Here is an 18900-nt window from a genome sequence, read left to right as displayed (position 1 = left end):
TACTCAGATTATGTGGAATAGGTTCTTGGGAGCAAGTATCCAACCCCTTGACAAAAGAGATTAAAGACTCATGTTAGAAGTTGTCATTTCCGATATCCAAGCTAGAGAAATCTTAGATTCCAGAGGATATCCAACATTATATGTTAAAGTAACTACAGACGCAGGCACCTCTGGAGAAGCTTGTGTGCCTTCGGGAGCTTCTACAGGAATAAAAGAAGCTTTAGAACTTCGTGATCAAGATACTTCTCGGTTCCAAGGGAAAGGTGTTTTACAAGCCGTAAAAAATGTAAAAGAAGTCCTGCTTCCCGTATTACAAGGAGTCAGTATATTCGATCAAATCCTCATTGACTCTATCATGGTAGAGGCTGATGGTACATCAAATAAAGAGAAACTAGGAGCTAATGCAATTTTAGGAGTTTCTTTGGCATCGGCAAAAGCTGCAGCAACTACCTTAGGACGTTCTTTTTATCGTTATGTAGGAGGATGTTTCGCTCATGTACTACCTTGTCCTATGATGAATCTTATCAATGGAGGAATGCACGCGAATAACGGATTGCAATTTCAAGAGTTTATGATTCGTCCTATTGGGGCAACATCTCTAAAAGAAGCTGTACGGATGGGTGCTGATGTTTTTCACACTTTGAAAAACATCCTCAATGATAAAAATTTAGCTACAGGAGTTGGCGATGAAGGGGGCTTTGCTCCACAATTAAAATCTAACTCCGAAGCATTAGATCTTCTTGTACTTGCTATTGAAAAATCCGGTTTTCAACCCGGAGAGGATATCTCCTTAGCTCTCGATTGCGCAGCATCTTCTTTCTATGATACGAAAACAGAAACTTATGATGGGAAGAGTTATCAAGAACAAGTTAGCATACTTGCTGATCTTTGCGATCACTATCCTATCGACTCTATAGAAGATGGTCTTGCTGAAGAAGATTTCGATGGTTGGGAACTACTAACAGCAGAACTTGGCGAAAGTATTCAAATTGTTGGAGATGATCTCTTTGTTACTAATCCCGAATTAATAGCGGATGGTATTAGTAGAGGTCTTGCTAATGCTGTATTAATCAAACCGAATCAAATCGGCACATTAACAGAAACTTCAGAAGCTATACAACTCGCTCATAATCAAGGGTATACAACCATTCTTTCTCATAGGTCCGGGGAAACCGAAGATACGACAATTGCAGATCTTGCCGTAGCTTTCAATACAGGACAAATCAAAACAGGATCGCTATCACGTTCCGAGCGTATTGCCAAGTATAACAGGCTCATGGCAATAGAAGAAGAACTCGGTCCTGAAGGATTATTTAAAGATTCTAATCCATTTTCTGGAGAATAGAATCGCACGCATATCGCTTTCTAGGAACAACTAGAAAGCGATTATCTCGTAATCTTTCTGTGTTAAACGCCTTACTTTTCCCCATTAGATAAGCTAAAAAATACAAAACTCTCCTAGCACGTTAAATAGTAGATGTCTGCTTAAGCAAAATTTTCTATATACTTAAAAAATGAAGAAAGAAGGCTTATGAAGATCAGAACGATCTTGCATACGCCATCTTATAACTACTAATTTAATGTAGATGATCCCTTTTACAAAAACGATAGGTTATCGTTTGTGGTTAGCATGTGTAGCCGCAATATTAATTCCTTTAGGAATTAATATTGTCCTACTTAACCTCAGACAATACCGCACTACAGTTTCATCAGTGACCGTAGCATTTAAAGAAAATGCTGCTTTCAAAGTGGATACTCTCATGCAAATAGTCCCACTAAATGCTGATGTTTTAGCACTATTCTCAGAAGTTCTAGATCTTGATGAGGGGATTCCCTCAGTTCCTAATGTTGAGCTTAGTAATGAAATGCAAAGAATCTTTAGCTCAACATATGACGAAATCTCTTTAATTAAGCTGCAACCTAGTGGAGAGAAAATTGTTGTAGCCTCTAGCCTTCCGGGCCATCTCGGAGAAAATTATCAAAATAAAATAGATATTCCCAATCATTTGCCCTTCTCAGCAACATTTAAACAATCTTCAGACAATCATGAAGTTTTTTCAATAATGCAGGTAAATATCTTCGATAATGATACTCATGAACTTCTAGGTATTCTTTATACAACACACAACGTTGAAAAGTTCCTAGAAGATATTCTTGTGAATACCCAGGCTTATTTTACTGTAAAAACAGCTATTCTATCCAACAATGGCATCATCTTAAAAGCCTCTGATCCTGATTTAGATCTGCGATCTATTTATCCTAACGTTACTGAAAAGCAATTCTGCGATACTTTCTTAGATGAAAGCACCTGCCCAAAAGGGATTTCTTTAAAGCCCATCTCGCTAACTCCTCTATCTATAGAACCGAACTTTTTCTCTTTTAAAAATGGAAATCGAGAAATATGGAGTTATCTTGCTAATGTCCCTAATATGAACCTACGTGTTCTTTCTTATGGGACAAAGGCCGAGCTCTTTTCTACCTTCTGGAAACGTACGTTAATTTATTTCGCTTACTTTCTATGCGTTGTTTTAGGAAGTATCATCGCTTATCTCGCCGCTAAAAGATTATCTTTACCTATTCGTAAACTCGCCACAGTCATCATACAAACAAGAGAAAATATCCGAGATCCCTATGTTGATGATTCCCTAGGATTTGAAGTTAATAGATTAGGTCATATTTTTAATGCTATGGTACAAAGTCTAGATCAACAACAAACCTTAGCTGAGAAAAATTATGAAATAAAAGAAAGTGCACAAAATGCTCTGCGTCTTGGTGAGCAAGCACAACAAAGACTTCTTCCCAATACTTTCCCTAATTATCCTCATACAGAATTGGCAAAAGCCTATATCCCCGCCATTACCGTGGGTGGAGATTTCTTCGACGCCTTTATCGTGGGCGAAGGTGATAAAGCTACATTATTTTTAATTGTTGCTGATGCATCTGGGAAAGGTGTCCATGCTTGCGGGTACTCTTTATTCCTTAAGAATATGTTGCGTACATTCCTATCGCAAATCCCTTCAATAAAAGAAGCTGTAGAACAAACATCTTCTCTATTTTATAAAAACACTGCTGATTCAGGAATGTTTGTCACTCTATGTGTCTATAGCTACAATTATACAACAGGAATTATAGAATTTTATTCCTGTGGCCATAATCCCGCGTGTTACCTATCTCCTAGTGGAGAAGTTTCCCTTCTTACTCACAAAGGAATGGCCTTAGGATTCCTTCCTAATATTCCTGACGTCCCCACAGAAAGTTTCCAACCATTACCAGGATCTTTGATTGTCTTATATTCAGATGGAATTACAGAAGCCCATAATAAAGCTTTTGAAATGTTTGGCGAAGAACGGTTAAAAAACGCTGTAAAAACCTTAGCAGGGAAAAGCGCAGAAGATGCTATGCATTCTTTAATGCTATCTGTGAAAACTTTCGTAGGAAATTGCCATCAACATGATGACATTACCTTGCTGATTCTTAAAATATCGGACTCATGAAACAAACTTTTACCAAACGCATTTTGCTGTTCCTTTTTTTGGTAATTCCGATTCCTCTAATTTTGAATCTGGTAGTTCTATCGTTGTTTTCTTTTTCAGCGGCAAAAAATCATCTTATGGAAAACCTCCATACTCATGCGACCAATTTTAGCTTAGAATTTGAAAAGAAACTCACCATTCACAAAATCTTTCTCAAACGCCTAGCGAATACCCTAGCACTTAAAGCCTATGCATCATCTTCAGAAGATTTCTACTCTCAAGCTTATAATGAGATGTTCGCCCTATCAGATACAGATTTCTCCCTTTGTTTAATCCCCCTTCTTGATGGGAATATAAAAACAAAAAATCCTCATGACCCATTTATCCACTATCTAAAAAGTCATCCTGAAATAAAAAAGAAGCTTAGTATGTCGGCAGGAAAGGCATGCATTATTACTATCTCTTCGAATACCTCTCCAAATGTTCCTAAAAATTATCTTGTGATTACCGAAGATATCGAAGTATGGAATGCACCAACGAGCGCAGGATTGCTTGTCAGCTTCTATCCAATGGATTTCCTACAGAAGGACCTATTTAAATCTTTGCATTTAAAAGATGAGGATATCTGTCTCTTAAACAAATATGGAGAAGTACTCTTCGCTTCAGATTCTAAATTTTCTTCAGAAGTATTTTCCGTAGATATTGCTGATCTTCCTAAAATCATTTCGAGAAAACAAGCCATTCCCGTAGAAATAGCTCCTAAAATACTGCAAGAATACAATCTTATAAGCGTAAAGATAAAAAATAAAAGATATCTAGGAATTGTTTTAAATAGACTACCTATTCAGGGAACCTATACCCTATCCATCATTCCACTTTCCTGGTTTATCGCTAAAGCTATCCGCCTTCCTTTGAATGTAATTTTCTTCTACTCATTAGCCTTTATCTTAATGGGATGGATACTTACGAAAATTAATAAACGGTTAAATCAACCTATTCAAGAACTTACAACATGTATGGAAGCTGCATGGAGAGGAAATCATAATATCCGTTATGAACCTCAACCCTATGGATATGAAATCAATGAATTAGGGAACATCTTTAATTGCACACTACTATTACTACTCAACTCAAGAGAAAAAGCAGAAATCGAACATACCTCTGGAGATAAGCTACAAAAAGAATTAGCTATTCTTGCTTCCCTACAACAAACACTACTCAGCCCTACATTTCCAGAGTTTCCTAACGTCTCCTTTATTTCTAAACATCTTCAAGGTATTCAGCTGTCAGGTCATTTTTACGGATGGAAAGCCTCTATTCCTGAACAAAATCTCATTGGCGTTGTAGGTCTTGCTGGAGATATAGGACTCCCATCCTATCTTTATGCCCTATCCGCACGAAGTTTATTCCTTGCTTATGCAAACCTTTCCTCTTCTTTAGAGAAAATAAGCTCGGATACTTTCGATACTTTTAGGAAAACCACAGAGGGTGATGAAGCAACAGTCTCTATGACTTTTATCCATTACTGTTCCCTAGATTCTTATTTGTCCATTCTATCAGTAGGGGAGACCCCGCCTATAGCCTTTTTAAAAAGACAGGAAACATTTTCTCGTCTTACCTCACCTATAAAGCAAAAGATAGAAACTGGTGATATTCTTGTATGTATCACAGGAAATTATGAACTTACCGAGTATCTCATGCGCCTACCTATTGAGGAGCTCATTAAAGATCCTTTAGCACCTTTAAACTCAGAAAATTTCATAGAAACTCTTACAGAAATGCTGAATAAAGAAACACAATCACAAATAGATGGAACTTTAAGTTTCCTGTCTTTCAGTTAATTCGAGATTTTTAATGGTTATGCTTTCATTACTAGGTTCCGTGAGCAATTTAGGCCCTTTTCCCAACCATAGTAATATTGCTGAAATTATAAGAGCAATAACACCAACAACGGTGATTCCAGAGATGATAGTTATAAATGCTGGTGAAGTTACTGCCAAGCTAACTAAAACCAAGGCTGAGCCAGTAATAACAAGTACTATAAAACTCTTATTCACTTTTGATAACTTTGACTGATGAGTCTGCATAAACTGTACAACTGAGGGACAATAAGGTTTTATATGTTCCTGAATATTCATTTCTAATACTCATTATTTTAAAAAATTAAAACGAAACATATTATCTGTTAACGACTTTTCTTACAAAAGAATAAAAGCCTCTAGCGCTAGTCTCAAAGGATTTTATGTACTTTTTCTTCTTATTCTCTTTATTTCATTCATCCTATTCATTCTATGAGCACTAATGCTATTCTCTTCCTAAAATGGGTTCTCTTTAGGGAATCGTTTGCTGACAGAAACCAGGAATTCATGATAAGAAATAGAAAAAGCCCAAAGTTTTCTCTGTATTCCCTATGTCACGACTGGATTTTTTTGTTTTTGATTCACTAGTTCTCAAGCAAAAGCATAATGAGTTAGAAGAGATCTTCTGCTCAGAAGATAATGATCTATTTCGTGCTTATCAAACAACATCCCTACAATCCCCCCTAGCAGCGAAAAATCTTACCATAGCAAGAAACGCAGCACGTTATATCCTTGCAGAAAACGGAGAAATTGATACGACAAAAGTCGTAAAAGCTATAGAACATTTAACAAAATGTCTCTATCCCCTAGGTCCTCATAGACATAATGAAGCCAAACCTAGAGAACATCTTCTGAAAATGCTTCAAGCAATCAAACAAGAACCCGAGATTAAAGAAAGGATCAAAAAGCTTTTCGTTCCCTCCTACAAGAGCATTCAAGATCTCATTCGCAATACCATGGCCTTATCCCCTGAGATTGCCTTAACACCTATTCATGCACGTCAAGCAGCACTTACAGCAATGTTTTGCTACTTACGTCAAGATGTGGGCTCTTGCTTCGCAACAGCTTTTGCTATTGTTATTCATCAAGAATACCCTACGCTATTCATAAAAGATATTGATGACCTACTGACTTCAGGAAAGCTTACAAGAATTATAGGCACGAGAGAAGTCTCCGTACCTATAAACTTATCGGGATGTATCGGAGAGCTATTTAAACCCTTAAGAATCCTAGACTTATACCCAGATCCTATTGCAAAACTTTCTGCATCTCCAGGCCTACAACGAGCTTTCGAAGCGGCAGGTATCGTAGATACTCTGGATGACCCTCAAGTTCGAATACAACAAGTCCTCGCTCATGAATATCTTCTAAATAAATTACAACACGTTGATGATATCATAACAGCTAACGAAGTCATTCAAAGTACATTACTGCATCATTATCAAATTACAGCTAATTCTGTACGTTCTATCCTATTTCAAGAAGGCTTCTACAGTAAAGAGCAGGTCTTTTTTCCTATTGAGAATTCGCATAAGTTATCGCAAACACAAAGAGTCTACAGCTATCTCACAGCATATGAACAAGCTAAATTTGCCTTTATTGGTGATACGCAAAATCCCCTACTAAAATCCTGGGAATATACATTAGCAACTCTTGCCGACTCTAACGATTCATCAACATTAAATCATATTCGTATAGCTTTAGGATGGCAGCATGATGATCCTAATAGCCTAGCTTATACTATCCAAACGTTTGTAGAAGAAGAAGTCGATAATGCTCGAGATCTTATACAACAGTGCGAGCAAACCTATAATGAAGCACGTGTTCAACTTGAATATATAGAAAGTCGTATGAGAAATCCGCTAAATGAACAAGATAATAAAATCTTGCTCATGGATCATTTGCGTTTTCGCCAAGAACTAAACCAAGCTCTCTATGATTGGGATACCGCTCAAGAAAAAGCAAAAAAACTCTTCGCTTTACCTAATTTTCTTCTCTCCTTTTACACAAAGATCATTCCACAATATTTCCGTAGTTCTTACGACGCCTTCATCCAAGAATTTTCCCACCTCTATGCAGATTCTCCTGCAGGATTTCGTATACTCTTTACTCACGGAAGAAGCCATCCCAATACATGGTCTGCAATCTATTCGATTAACGAATTCATCAGCTTTTTATCGGAATTCTTTTCTTCAACAGAAGTAGAACTCCTAGGAAAACATGGCGTTTTAGGATTAGAAAAAGAAACTTCTACTCTTATTCATCGTATTATTTCTTCCCTACATAAGAACTCTTTCCAAGAAGCTGCTATAACGCGTATCCTTGAAGGATATGGCCTTCCTATACCTCAACCTATTCTTAATAATTTGGATAAGATTTCCCACACACCCTGGGTGTATGTTTCCGGAGGAACAGTAGAAACTTTACTAAAAGATTATTTCGAAAATTCTGAAGAACTCACATATATCGAAAAACATCCCGAAAATGCTCATGAGTTAGCAGCATTTTTCTCAGATGCTTTAAAAGATCTTCCCTCAGCAATAAAAAGCTATTTAGAAGATGGTTCACATTCACTACTAGCTTCATCTCCAACGCATGTATTCTCTATAATTGCGGGATCTCCCTTATTCCGTGAGGCATGGAATAATGACTGGTATAGCTACACCTGGTTACGTGATGTTTGGGTAAAAAATCATCAAGATTTCCTAGCAGATACTGTGCTAAATCAACAGGGGATCTACACGTTTATAGAAAGATTCTCTACGAAATATAGTCTGGAAAATCTTACATATGATTTTCATGATTTCTGCTCTGATCATTCTTTATTACTCCCCGAACTCTACGAAAAAGCCTCGCGATTTTTACAAGAAGCTTTACCAAAATCTAAAAATGTTTTCACACTATATCAAAGACGTTTAGCCCATCAGATTGTCCAAGATATCCCCTATACCACTGATCAACAACTCCCTGAAATTTTAGACAAAGTCTGCTCTTATCTAGGAATCTCCTCTAGAATTACCTATGAAAAATTTAGCAAACTTATAGAACAATTTATTCCAAGTTTCTCCTTATTATCATCAGGAGAGATTCGTCATCTTTTTAAAGGATTGATGATGGAAAGCTATCAACAATTGTATTTTGAGGAAGATATCTTCTTAAGATTAGCAACAGCCATGCGCCATCACAACCTTGCCTATCCAGCTCCATTACTCTTTGGAGATAGCAATTGGGCTTACAGCTATTTCGGATTTATTCTTCACCCAGGCACCCAAGAAATTGATCTCTGGCAATTTAACTATGCTGGTTTGCAAGGATACCCGTTGGAAAATATAGATAAGCTGCTTTCTGTCTCAAGACCTTGGACTCTCTACGCAAATCCTATAGACTATGGCATGCCTCCCCCTCCAGGATATCGCAGCCATATGCCTAAAGGATTTTTCTAATCCTCATCACCATCTTTTTTCTTTCTTTGGAAAATCGAACGAAATAAAGATTTTAAAGAATATTTAGAAATTTCTCTTCCCATAGCAGAAATACTTTCTGTTAATGGAAGTTTTTTAGGGCACACACGCACACAGTTATGTGCTTGTCCACAACCTTCTATGCCTTTTTTCCCCATAAGTGTACGTAAACGTTTTTTAGATTGCTTATCTCCAGGATACGTATTAAATAAACGTGCCTGAGCAATGGCTGCTGGTCCAATAAAATCATTATGCTCATTAATTTGAGGACAAGCTTCTGTACAACACCCGCACGTCATACACATAGATAAGGCATACATCAGCTCTTGCTGTTCTTGCGATACTTTCACACCACAATTTTCCCCATCGATATCAGCAGCTACCCAACCTTGAATCTTTTGTAAGTTATCAAACATGATCGAACGATCAACAATAAGATCCCGAATTAATGGAAATTTTGTTAATGGCGCTAAAACAATCTCTCGAGATCCTGTTTCCTTTATGTACTCTTCAATAAGCGCAGTGCATGCCTGACGAGGTGTACCATTTACTAATAATGAACAGGAACCACAAACTTCTTCTAGACACCCTTGTTCCCATACAACAGGATTCACTGTTTCCCCTAGAGTATTTATAGGACGTTTTTCGATTTCCATAAGAGCACTAATTACATTCTCTCCTGGATGCAATACCAATTCAAAACTTTCCCAATATTGTTTTCCCGGGGTTCCCCGATAGATTTTCAATATAAAAGTTTCAGGAATATCCATAGTCCTCTCTTTATTTATATAGGCAAACGAATGATTTCAGGAACGTTGGCAAACTCGATTTTCCCTGTCGAAGATTTTGTATAATCTCGTAATGTAGGTTGTACGTGACGAGTATCTACAGGCTGATAAGTAATCTCAGGTTCTTCAGGAGAATATGACGCTAATGTTGTCTTTAGCCAATGGACATCATCACGTTTAGGGAATTCTTCTTTATAATGAGAACCTCGGAATTCATCTCGCAGTAAAGCCCCCTTGGTAATCGCTAATGCTAATTCTATCATAGGACCCATCTGACGTACAAAATGGAAGGTTTTATTGGCAAACTGTGAAGAATCATGAACAGAAACTTTTTGAAGCCTCTCTCTAAACATTTTCAACTGCTCTAGAGTATCTCTTAGGTCTTTGTTATTTCGTTTCACAGTGACGTTTCTAACCATCACCTTAGCAATTTCTTCATGTAAGATGAAGATGTTTTCTCCTCCACTTCTTGAAAGTAGAAGAGCATTTTCTTCTTTCTCTTGCTGGAGAGCATCAGAAAAATCTGTAGAGGTTGTCGGACAGGAGCCAAAAGCAGTAATGAAACGCGCAGCTTCTTCTCCAGCAACAAGTCCTGCATATAAACAAGATAATAACGAATTTGCTCCTAGACGATTTGCTCCGTGATACTGGAAATCAGATTCTCCGCAGTTGAAACATCCTGGAATATTAGTCATTTGACGATAGCGGCTATCACGATCAGGATCATCCGCAGCAGGCCAATCTACCCAAGCACCACCCATGGAATAATGCACGGCTGGGAAAATTCTCATTGGAACTTTATCAGGATCTTCTCCGGTAAACTTCCTATAAATATCTAAAACGACCTCTAGCTTATGTCGTGTAGCGGCTGGCAGATGGGTAACATCTAAAAAGACTTCCATACGTCCATCAATTCCTAAACCTGCTTCACATATCTGTAAGATAGCACGAGCACCTACATCACGACTGACTAAATTGCCATAAGCGGGATACATTTCTTCTAGGAAATACCAAGGTTTTCCTGTTTCCCCACAAGGACGTCGCGAACCATCGGGGAAGATAATGGTCTTTGAGGAATCTCCAGGAACCCAAACGCGTCCACCTTCACCACGAACAGACTCAGATATTAGCCGTAGCTTATCAATACCAGGAATTGCTGTAGGATGAATTTGAATGAACTCTGGATTCGCATAAGTCATCCCCTGTAAGAATAACCGTCCGTTTGCTGCTCCCGTACAAAACGTCGAGTTCGTAGACATCTTGAAAATAACTCCAGGACCACCTGTAGCAAAAATAACAGCGTCTCCCTTAAGAACTTCTAGGCGATTATTGAATAAATTCATTAATACGATTCCACAAGTTCTTCCAGAACTGTTAGTGATTAATCTTACAAACTCATGATTTTCAAATTTGTTAACTTTTCCTTCACTTTCACGACGACGCACCTGCTCGTCTAGAGTGTACATAAGCTGTTGCCCAGTAGAAGCTCCACAAAATACTGTACGATGATACAGCGTCCCTCCAAATCTACGTACGTCCAATTCTCCGTCAGGAGTACGATTAAAAGGACATCCAAAATTATCCAACATACGGATAATCCTAGGCGCTGCTAAACACATTTCTAAAACAGGAGGTTGATCTGCTAGAAAATCTCCGCCTTTTATTGTGTCATACGCATGTATATAAGGAGAATCCGCTTCCTCGTGCTTAAGATTAAGGGCAGCATTTATTCCTCCCTGCGCACATACAGAATGAGACCTTTTCACTTTTGTCAATGATACGAGATCAACAACGATACCATAATCTGCCAGCTTCACGGCTGCTGACAACCCTGCTAAACCACCACCGACAACAATAACTCTACAACCCTGAGCTTCCATAATCTTATGCCACGCTATACAAATTCCAAATCACACTAATGCCCATGGCAGAAACAATAACCATGGCAAAATAACACAAATTACGTAAAAGAGCCTGAGACCGTAAAGATATAACAACTCCCCATCGAGAACAAAATGTCCAAAGACCATTAAACCCATGAAATGCAGCGGCAATCACAAGTATAGTATAGAAAATAGCCATCCATAAAGATCCTAAAGAATCACGAACAATGTAGAGAAAAGCTGTTCCTACATTAGGTGTAAGAAGATATTCCTTACTTTCTGATAATTTAGAAACGGCACTACCTTCAAGATCCTCTCTCTCCAAACGAATAGTCTCCGTTTGAGGAGCTGAAAAGTTTATAGTGAAAAACCCCTTAGTACCACGAACTATTGCCGGGTAGCGAGAGGAATCGATATCCACAACATAATATGTCTGCCCATGCAGCTCTATATGAACAGGATAACGAAGAAAACGAAACTGAACAACGTGAAAAATAAGTCCAAAAAGTAAAATCCATGCTGTTCTTCTCTGCCAGGTATAAGCAATATTTCTTGCATAAATTAACGCGGGTTTACTGCCATCAGACGCTTCAGAGTTACTTTCTGATTGGAAAAGATAGATTATGCCTATAATAGCATGAGAGATAAAAGGTAATGCTAAAAAGACGATTTCTATGATCTTAAGACCAGGAATCTGATGAAATTTGCTCACTAACTGAACAAACCCCTGTCCCTCATTAAAATAAGAAGAAGCAAGCATATTGGTAAACATATGCTCACAGAGAAACAACGTAAATGCAACTCCTGCTAAAGAATGAACACAACGTAAAACAAAGCTAGTGTAGTACTTCCATGGCTTCTGAGTTATTTCAGAACATGCTTCCCTTTCATTCATCGTAAGCCTTTATTTCACAATCTCTTTTTCTAGCAACCATAAAAGCTTAAATAGAATTATGTGAAGCTATTTTTATCAGTAAATTGGAGATAAGGCTAACCTTTCTTACGAGCCTCTAGGAATCGTAAAACATTACTCCGAGCTATATCCGCAAGTTCTTGAGAGTCGAGACCATAAATATTAGCAATAGTTTCAATCGTATATGCTATATAAGCAGGTTCATTTTTTTTACCACGATAAGGGGTCGGAGCAAGGAAAGGAGCATCTGTTTCTATTAACAAATGATCAAGAGGGATTTGGGAAACCACGTAACGCAAATCTTGGGCATTTTTAAATGTAACAATCCCACTAATAGAAATATACCATCCACGAGAAATAAGCTCCTTAGCCTCTTCTAAAGTACCTGTAAAGCAATGTAGCATTCCAGGACAAGAGCGTTCATCATGATGATAGTATTGATCTATCATATGGAAAAAATCATCGAAAGCACCACGACAATGCACAACCAAAGGCAATTCGCATTCTAAAGCTAAAGACAAATATTTCTTCAGAACCTCTTTCTGACGTTCTTTGGCTGGATCATCTGCGCCGAAACAATAATCTAAGCCTACTTCACCAATAGCAGCTAATTTCCCAGCCTGAGCTAAACCTTGAAAGTATTGAAAATGCTCATCTATATCTATATGGGCATCTTGAGGCGGAGTTCCAGCGACATGACAAAAACGTAATTCTGGGAAACGTTCTGCATAGTCAAAAGATTTATTCAACTCGTCAATAGTTGTTGTTACATTAACAAAGAGGGAAACTCCGGAATCTTTTGCACGATGAATAACATCAGTAGCATCTTCCATAAACGCTTCATCCGAAAGATGTAAATGCGCATCAGCTAAATCCATAACCCTTCTCCTTAAAATCTTGACGCGAGGAAATGTACAATCATACATCTCCTAGTGAAATATCTTCAAAAGAATCGATCTTTTAAGAAGCATTTCTTAAATTAAGAAAAAAAAAGAGTGTATTTATTCAAATACACTCTAAAAAGTCTAACATCTAAAGTTATAGATTAGTTTTTCGAAAAGACCATATCTTCAAGAACTGATTGAGTAATCTTTTCGGGAAGTACTATGGGTTCCGACTGATCAGCAGGATAATAGACATAGGAAGGAACACTTGCTCGTCCTAAACGCGCTAGCTCCTCAGTAATACCCGGATCCTTACGTGTCCAATCAGCCTCTAGGGTAACTACCCCGCGTTCTTTAAACATCTCCTGTATAGTAGTTGCATACAATACAGGTTTGTTCATCTGACAGGTTAAACACCACTTAGCTGTAAAGTTCACAAACACGGCTTGCCCTTCTTTACGCAGCTGAGCAAGTTTTGTTGCAGAAAACGGCTGCCAAGAACTTCCTTCTTGAACTACTACGGTTTCTGCTTCTTCTGTGAAATGTCGGGAAGCAATAAAGCTTAATGATAAAGCTCCTGCGACAAACCCAAAAAATAATGTTGAAGCGAAAATTCTCTGTTTCTTAGGAGAAACAGGGGTTCCCCATTTTCCTAAAATCCACGCTCCTATACCCGCAAGCCATAATCCGGAAAGTAAGACAATTAACGCCGTTGTACTTGTTTCTGAACCGAAAATCCATGCTAACCAAGTTACCGTTCCTAATAACATAAATCCAGTAAGCTGCTTAAATGTACTCATCCAGCTTCCGGGTTTAGGAAGAACGGATAACATCTTAGGAAATACAGAAAATACAAGATAAGGTGATGCCATTCCCAAGCCAATAGATGTAAATATTATCAATTGCTTGATGAATGATAAAGACATCACTAAGCCTAATATGGAACCTAAAAATGGTCCTGTACACGGTGTTGTTACTAAAGTAGCTAGCACCCCGTTAAACACAGCTCCTACGGCTTTGTTTCTAGAAGCTCCCGACTCCGTAGACTGAAGTTTCCCACCAAGATTAGCAAACATTGTTCCCATTTCAAATAAGCCTAAAGAGCTCAAAGCAAATAGGAAAAATACGATAATCAAGGTTGCCACAAACATAGGTTCTTGAAGCTGGAAACCCCAACCAATGTTATGTCCTAACATTTTTAAGAGAAAAGCCACCCCGGCTAATCCCCAAAAACAACCTACTACCCCTAAAGTAAAACAGAGACCATTGATAATCACTGAAGAGCGCTGCTCCCCTGCAGATTTAATCAATCCATAAACCTTAAGAGTTACTAAAGGCAGAACACAAGGCATGATATTGAGGAGAAGTCCCCCGAGGAACGCCATCGCGATAATTGTTATATAATTCCATAATTCAGAAGTTTGCCCAGAATCACTAATTTGACCATGAATTACAAATGACTCAATTTCACGACCTGCGCCATCCGTCAGTAATAAAACTCCTTGTAGTTCTTGATTCTTCTGAACTCCCGATAATGTTTTCACCTTTAGTTTCCAAGCTGTCCCTGAAGTCTCATTTATTGCTTCTTCAGAATAGGCAAAGATTTTATCCGCCTTCTCTGAAATAAACCAGGCTTTCTCAGCTCGGTTTGGACTACCGGTGATATTTAAAATGATCTCGCCTTCTTTACTACGACCTAAAGTAATTGCCTGATTATCCTTTAGTAAACGTGGCCGAGACTGTAAGGTTTGAGCAAACTCTGTAGATCTTTCAGGATGTAAGGTAACAATACCATCACGATACGGCAGTGATAGTTCTAAGTCGACATTTCCAGGAATACAGCTCTCCCCACAAGCCAACCACTCCACATGAGCTTTTAACACTACAGATTCCTTATCAGCGCCACTTTCAGGTGCACGGATATCTGCAACTATAAATGTATTATCATCATAACCAAAGAATGTCGTACCGTCTTCTTCAAAAACCTTAGGAGCAGGCCAATGCTCTTCCTCAACGACAAATCCCTTGGGTAAATTCCAATTAATTCTTAATGGGCTCCCCACTTCTCCGGGGTTTTTCCAATAAATATGACTTCCTTTAGGAGCGGATATCTTAATCCCCACTCTAAATATTCCACCTCTGGGAATATGAGACCCCTCAGAAACTAGAGTAGCACCTGGTAAAGCTTTCTCTATTACGGGCTCTGCAGCACGCAATTTCTGACCATACCCGGTAAAGGCGGGTAAAGAAAATAGAAAAGCTACCAATATAGTTTGAAATTGCTTTTTGATTTTATTCAAAATAACTCCAATTATTTCTAAATCAGGTAGATAATTATACACTATATATAGTTTTATTTTTATAAATGCTTTTGTAAATCTCTTTAACAAAACCTACTTGGCTCTATACCATAATTTTGATAGGATCGTCTTTTGTATGATCCCCTCATTATGTAAAGAATTTTATACTCTATGTTGCAATTCACCCATAATCCAATTATCCAGGCCTTCAAAGAAGCCGATCTCTTCGGTAAGGGGATATTCTTTAGCCTATTGATTCTTTCCCTATGCACTTGGACAGTACTACATCAAAAGCTTGCTATTCAAAAAAAATTTCTGAAATCAGGCAAATCTCTTAAAGATTTCTTAATAAAAAATCGTCATGCCCCGCTATCTTTAGAAATCCATCCAGAGCTAAATCCTTTCGCAGACCTATATTTCACTATTAAGCGAGGAACATTGGAGCTTCTCGATAAGAATCGTCAACAGGCTCCTGATCATGGGCCTGTATTATCTATTGAGGATATTCAGTCTCTAGAGACTCTGTTAGGAGCGATTATGCCCAAATACCGGGCAATCATGCATGAAAACAACTTCATTCCTGCTACGACAATCAGTTTAGCGCCCTTTCTAGGCCTTTTAGGGACTGTTTGGGGTATTTTGGTAGCTTTTTCTCACATTGGCTCAGGACAAGCCGGAGGAACAGCAATGATGGAAGGGCTTGCAACAGCACTAGGAACGACAATTGTAGGATTATTTGTTGCTATTCCTTCTTTGATAGGGTTTAACTATCTTAAAGCTCATTCTTCTCGATTAATTCTAGAAATAGAGCAAACGGCATATTTGCTGTTAAATTCTATAGAAGTTAAGTATCGTCAGACAAATTTATGAAACGTGTTATCGTTGAAGATGCTGAAGAAGATCCTAATGTCAATCTTACTCCATTAATTGACATTGTCTTTGTAATTTTAATGGCATTTATGATTGCCATGCCTTTAATACGCCTCGATTCTATAGCTTTAGCTCCCGGAACAAAAGAACATAAGGTTCTCGGAAAAGATGGAGAGCTTCCTACAACAATCAAAGTATTAGCAGATCACACGATTACATTAAATGATCAGATTCTTTCCTTAGGGGAATTAAAAACACAACTTACCCTTTTACATAAGCAAAATCCGAATAGAATACCCTTACTATTACAAGATGGCGATACACCTTTTAGATTATATCAAGAAGTAAAAACTACGATAGAATCAGCAGGATTTCACGAACTCCATATAGCTTTAAAAAGCTAATTATGAAAAAGACGCTTCCTTATATTCTTTTTGCAACTTTTCTCCATGGAGTCTGTATTATTCTCCTTGCGTATTCTCCAACGCAAAAAAAACAACCTAAACTTCTACCCTTCAAAGAAAAACTCGTTACTTTAAGTGAACCCTTTTCTGTTGTAAAAACATGTACAACAATTACGCCCACGTCACAAACGCAAGTAGTCAAAACAGAAAGAAAACAATCCGTTGTTGAAAAACAACCTTCTAAAGCTCCTATTGAAAAGAAAAATCCCGATAGTGTTAAAAAAATCCCCATCCCCAAATCTATAGAAAAAGAAACTCTTGTCTCAAAACCACAGGTAGAAAAGAAAACTTCAACAAAGAGAAATACAGAGAAAGACGCTAAACTCAAAGCAATTGCAAATCTTACAAAAACACTTTCAAAACATCTGGATGATAGTGATGCACGCCTTGCAAATATCTCCCTTCCTCAAAGTAGAGAACTCGCTATACACTCATCTTTAGCAGCAACTCAAGAAGAAGAATTATGCCAATTACTTCGTGAATATATTGTTTTACCTTTTTCTGGAGAAGTCCGAGTAAAACTTGTATTAACACCTCAAGGAAATATTCAAGACTGTATTTTGTTATCTGAAATTAGCGAAGCTGAAAAACAACTCATTCTGATGCGCATTCATGAAATTCCTTTTAAAAAATTCTTGGACAAATACAAAATCTCGAAAAATATCGCTTTTCATATTAAACTCCTGAGTAATGAGTCTTAACACAGTAGGGGCTGTCGGTATGTTACGACGTATACTTGTCAGTACTTTCCTTATTTTTGGGGTAATTTCCCTCTATGCTAAAGATTTAGAAGTTACCGTACGATCTGAAATCTCTCTATTACCTATTCACGTAGAATTAAAGATAGGTCCTAATGATGCGAAACAACAAAAATACCTACGCGCGTTATGCAATACTTTCATTAGTGATTTAGCTCTTGGAGATCGTCTTCAACCCTCTCTTGTGAAGTCCGAAACTCTTTCTGCACCTTTTAGTATTGCCCTTGTTTCTCGTTATCCCGAAATTGTATTTACCATAGCTAAAGGTTCTCAAAACCATCAGCCATTTCATTCTTTAGTACTTACAGAAGACAACACTAGCAACCGTCAGAAAATACACGAAGCAGCGGATAAGATTCATTACACGCTTACCAAGGTTCCGGGAATTAGCTCTGGGAAAATTGTTTTCTCGTTAAGCAAAAATCCACAAGATTGTGAATTAAAACAGGGAGAACTATGGTCTGTAGACTATGATGGAGGAAATCTATGTGTTCTTACGCAAGAAAACTCTTTGTCCATCACTCCCAATTGGATGAACATAGGAAGCAGTAATCCTTACCTTTATGTTTCTTATAAATTTGGTATTCCTAAAATTTTTCTAGGTTCTTTAGAGAACACTACAGGCAAAAAGGTTCTCAATTTACAAGGGAATCAGTTTATGCCTGCATTTTCCCCAAGAAAAAAACTCTTAGCTTTTATTTCAGATACTTATGGGAATCCTGATCTATTTCTTCAGAGTTTTTCTTTATCAAGAGGCGCAATGGGGAAACCACGAAGAGTATTGAATGAAACTTTTGGAACTCAGGGAAATCCTTCTTTTAGTCCCGACGGTTCTAAGCTAGTCTTTGTCTCTAATAAAGACGGTAGACCGCGTTTGTACATCATTCAAATAGATCCAGAAATTCAAGCTCCACGTTTACTCACCAAAAAATATAGAAATAGCAGTTGCCCTTCATGGTCTCCAGATGGTAAAAAAATAGCCTTTTGCTCTGTAATTAAGGGAGTTCGTCAAATTTGTTTGTATGATCTTTCTACTGGGAAAGATTATCAACTGACAACAACCCCTACAGACAAAGAAGGACCTTCATGGGCTCTTGATAGTCATCATCTTGTTTATAGTGCAGGAAATTCAGGAGAATCAGAGCTTTATTTATTAAGTCTGATTACCCAAAAAACTAAGAAAATTGTTATAGGATTGGGGGAAAAACGTTTTCCTTCCTGGGGAGGATTCCCTAATAACCAATAAA

General features: G+C 37.8%; 14 protein-coding genes. 8 read left to right on the top strand and 6 right to left on the bottom strand.

The window, feature by feature from the left end:
• The first annotated feature begins 70 nt into the window (after window positions 1-70).
• From eno to O1W69_RS01785, 3 genes are all read left to right on the top strand, one after another.
• Window positions 71-1345, top strand: coding sequence for a phosphopyruvate hydratase (eno, locus tag O1W69_RS01795; RefSeq protein WP_375793813.1), 1275 nt, complete (start codon window positions 71-73; stop codon window positions 1343-1345).
• Between the two features lie 241 nt (window positions 1346-1586).
• Window positions 1587-3494, top strand: a complete 1908-nt coding sequence (locus O1W69_RS01790) for a SpoIIE family protein phosphatase (protein ID WP_375793812.1) — start codon at window positions 1587-1589, stop codon at window positions 3492-3494.
• On the top strand, window positions 3491-5314 hold the full coding sequence (locus tag O1W69_RS01785; RefSeq protein WP_375793811.1) for a regulator of sigma subunit: 1824 nt from the start codon (window positions 3491-3493) through the stop codon (window positions 5312-5314). The genes O1W69_RS01790 and O1W69_RS01785 overlap by 4 nt, the downstream gene beginning before the upstream one ends.
• Here O1W69_RS01785 and O1W69_RS01780 read toward each other — a convergent pair.
• Window positions 5291-5560 carry a hypothetical protein gene (locus O1W69_RS01780; protein ID WP_375793810.1) on the bottom strand — a complete coding sequence of 90 codons (270 nt, stop codon included), beginning with the start codon at window positions 5558-5560 and terminating at the stop codon, window positions 5291-5293. The genes O1W69_RS01785 and O1W69_RS01780 overlap by 24 nt on opposite strands.
• A gap of 323 nt (window positions 5561-5883) precedes the next feature.
• On the opposite strand from O1W69_RS01780, the gene O1W69_RS01775 reads away from it, so the two are divergent.
• Window positions 5884-8775 carry a hypothetical protein gene (locus O1W69_RS01775; protein WP_375793809.1) on the top strand — a complete coding sequence of 964 codons (2892 nt, stop codon included), beginning with the start codon at window positions 5884-5886 and terminating at the stop codon, window positions 8773-8775.
• On the opposite strand, the gene sdhB is transcribed toward O1W69_RS01775, so the two are convergent.
• The 5 genes from sdhB to O1W69_RS01750 all read right to left on the bottom strand — a co-directional run bounded on the left by sdhB (window position 8772) and on the right by O1W69_RS01750 (window position 15561).
• Window positions 8772-9563: a succinate dehydrogenase iron-sulfur subunit gene (gene sdhB, locus O1W69_RS01770; RefSeq protein WP_375793808.1), complete on the bottom strand. Its 792-nt coding sequence runs from the start codon at window positions 9561-9563 to the stop codon at window positions 8772-8774. The two genes, O1W69_RS01775 and sdhB, sit on opposite strands and share 4 nt — an antisense overlap.
• 14 nt (window positions 9564-9577) lie before the next feature.
• The gene (sdhA, locus tag O1W69_RS01765; RefSeq protein WP_375793807.1) at window positions 9578-11461 is read right to left on the bottom strand and encodes a succinate dehydrogenase flavoprotein subunit; all 1884 of its coding nucleotides are present in this window, start codon (window positions 11459-11461) and stop codon (window positions 9578-9580) included.
• 4 nt (window positions 11462-11465) lie between these two features.
• Window positions 11466-12359: a succinate dehydrogenase cytochrome b558 subunit gene (locus tag O1W69_RS01760; RefSeq protein WP_375793806.1), complete on the bottom strand. Its 894-nt coding sequence runs from the start codon at window positions 12357-12359 to the stop codon at window positions 11466-11468.
• Window positions 12360-12454: 95 nt separating this feature from the next.
• Window positions 12455-13255, bottom strand: coding sequence for a TatD family hydrolase (locus O1W69_RS01755; RefSeq protein WP_375793805.1), 801 nt, complete (start codon window positions 13253-13255; stop codon window positions 12455-12457).
• A gap of 167 nt (window positions 13256-13422) precedes the next feature.
• Window positions 13423-15561, bottom strand: a complete 2139-nt coding sequence (locus O1W69_RS01750) for a protein-disulfide reductase DsbD family protein (protein ID WP_375793804.1) — start codon at window positions 15559-15561, stop codon at window positions 13423-13425.
• A gap of 171 nt (window positions 15562-15732) precedes the next feature.
• Here O1W69_RS01750 and O1W69_RS01745 point away from each other — a divergent pair, with 171 nt between their 5' ends.
• The 4 genes from O1W69_RS01745 to tolB are packed head-to-tail and all read left to right on the top strand — an operon-like array spanning window position 15733 to window position 18899.
• Window positions 15733-16431, top strand: a complete 699-nt coding sequence (locus tag O1W69_RS01745) for a MotA/TolQ/ExbB proton channel family protein (RefSeq protein WP_375793803.1) — start codon at window positions 15733-15735, stop codon at window positions 16429-16431.
• The gene (locus O1W69_RS01740; RefSeq protein ID WP_375793802.1) at window positions 16428-16835 is read left to right on the top strand and encodes an ExbD/TolR family protein; all 408 of its coding nucleotides are present in this window, start codon (window positions 16428-16430) and stop codon (window positions 16833-16835) included. Before O1W69_RS01745 ends, O1W69_RS01740 begins: the two co-directional genes overlap by 4 nt.
• Window positions 16836-16837: 2 nt before the next feature.
• Window positions 16838-17596, top strand: coding sequence for an inclusion-associated protein (locus O1W69_RS01735; protein WP_375793801.1), 759 nt, complete (start codon window positions 16838-16840; stop codon window positions 17594-17596).
• A 19-nt stretch (window positions 17597-17615) separates the two neighbouring features.
• A complete protein-coding gene (gene tolB / locus O1W69_RS01730) occupies window positions 17616-18899 on the top strand; it encodes a Tol-Pal system protein TolB (protein ID WP_375793800.1) in 1284 nt (427 codons plus the stop codon).
• Window position 18900: the final 1 nt, after the last annotated feature.

It is taken from the genome of Chlamydia sp. 12-01 (assembly GCF_042234205.1).
GTDB lineage: Bacteria > Chlamydiota > Chlamydiia > Chlamydiales > Chlamydiaceae > Chlamydia.
Note: the sequence above shows the minus strand (reverse complement) of the source record. Positions and strands in the feature narration are given on the sequence as shown.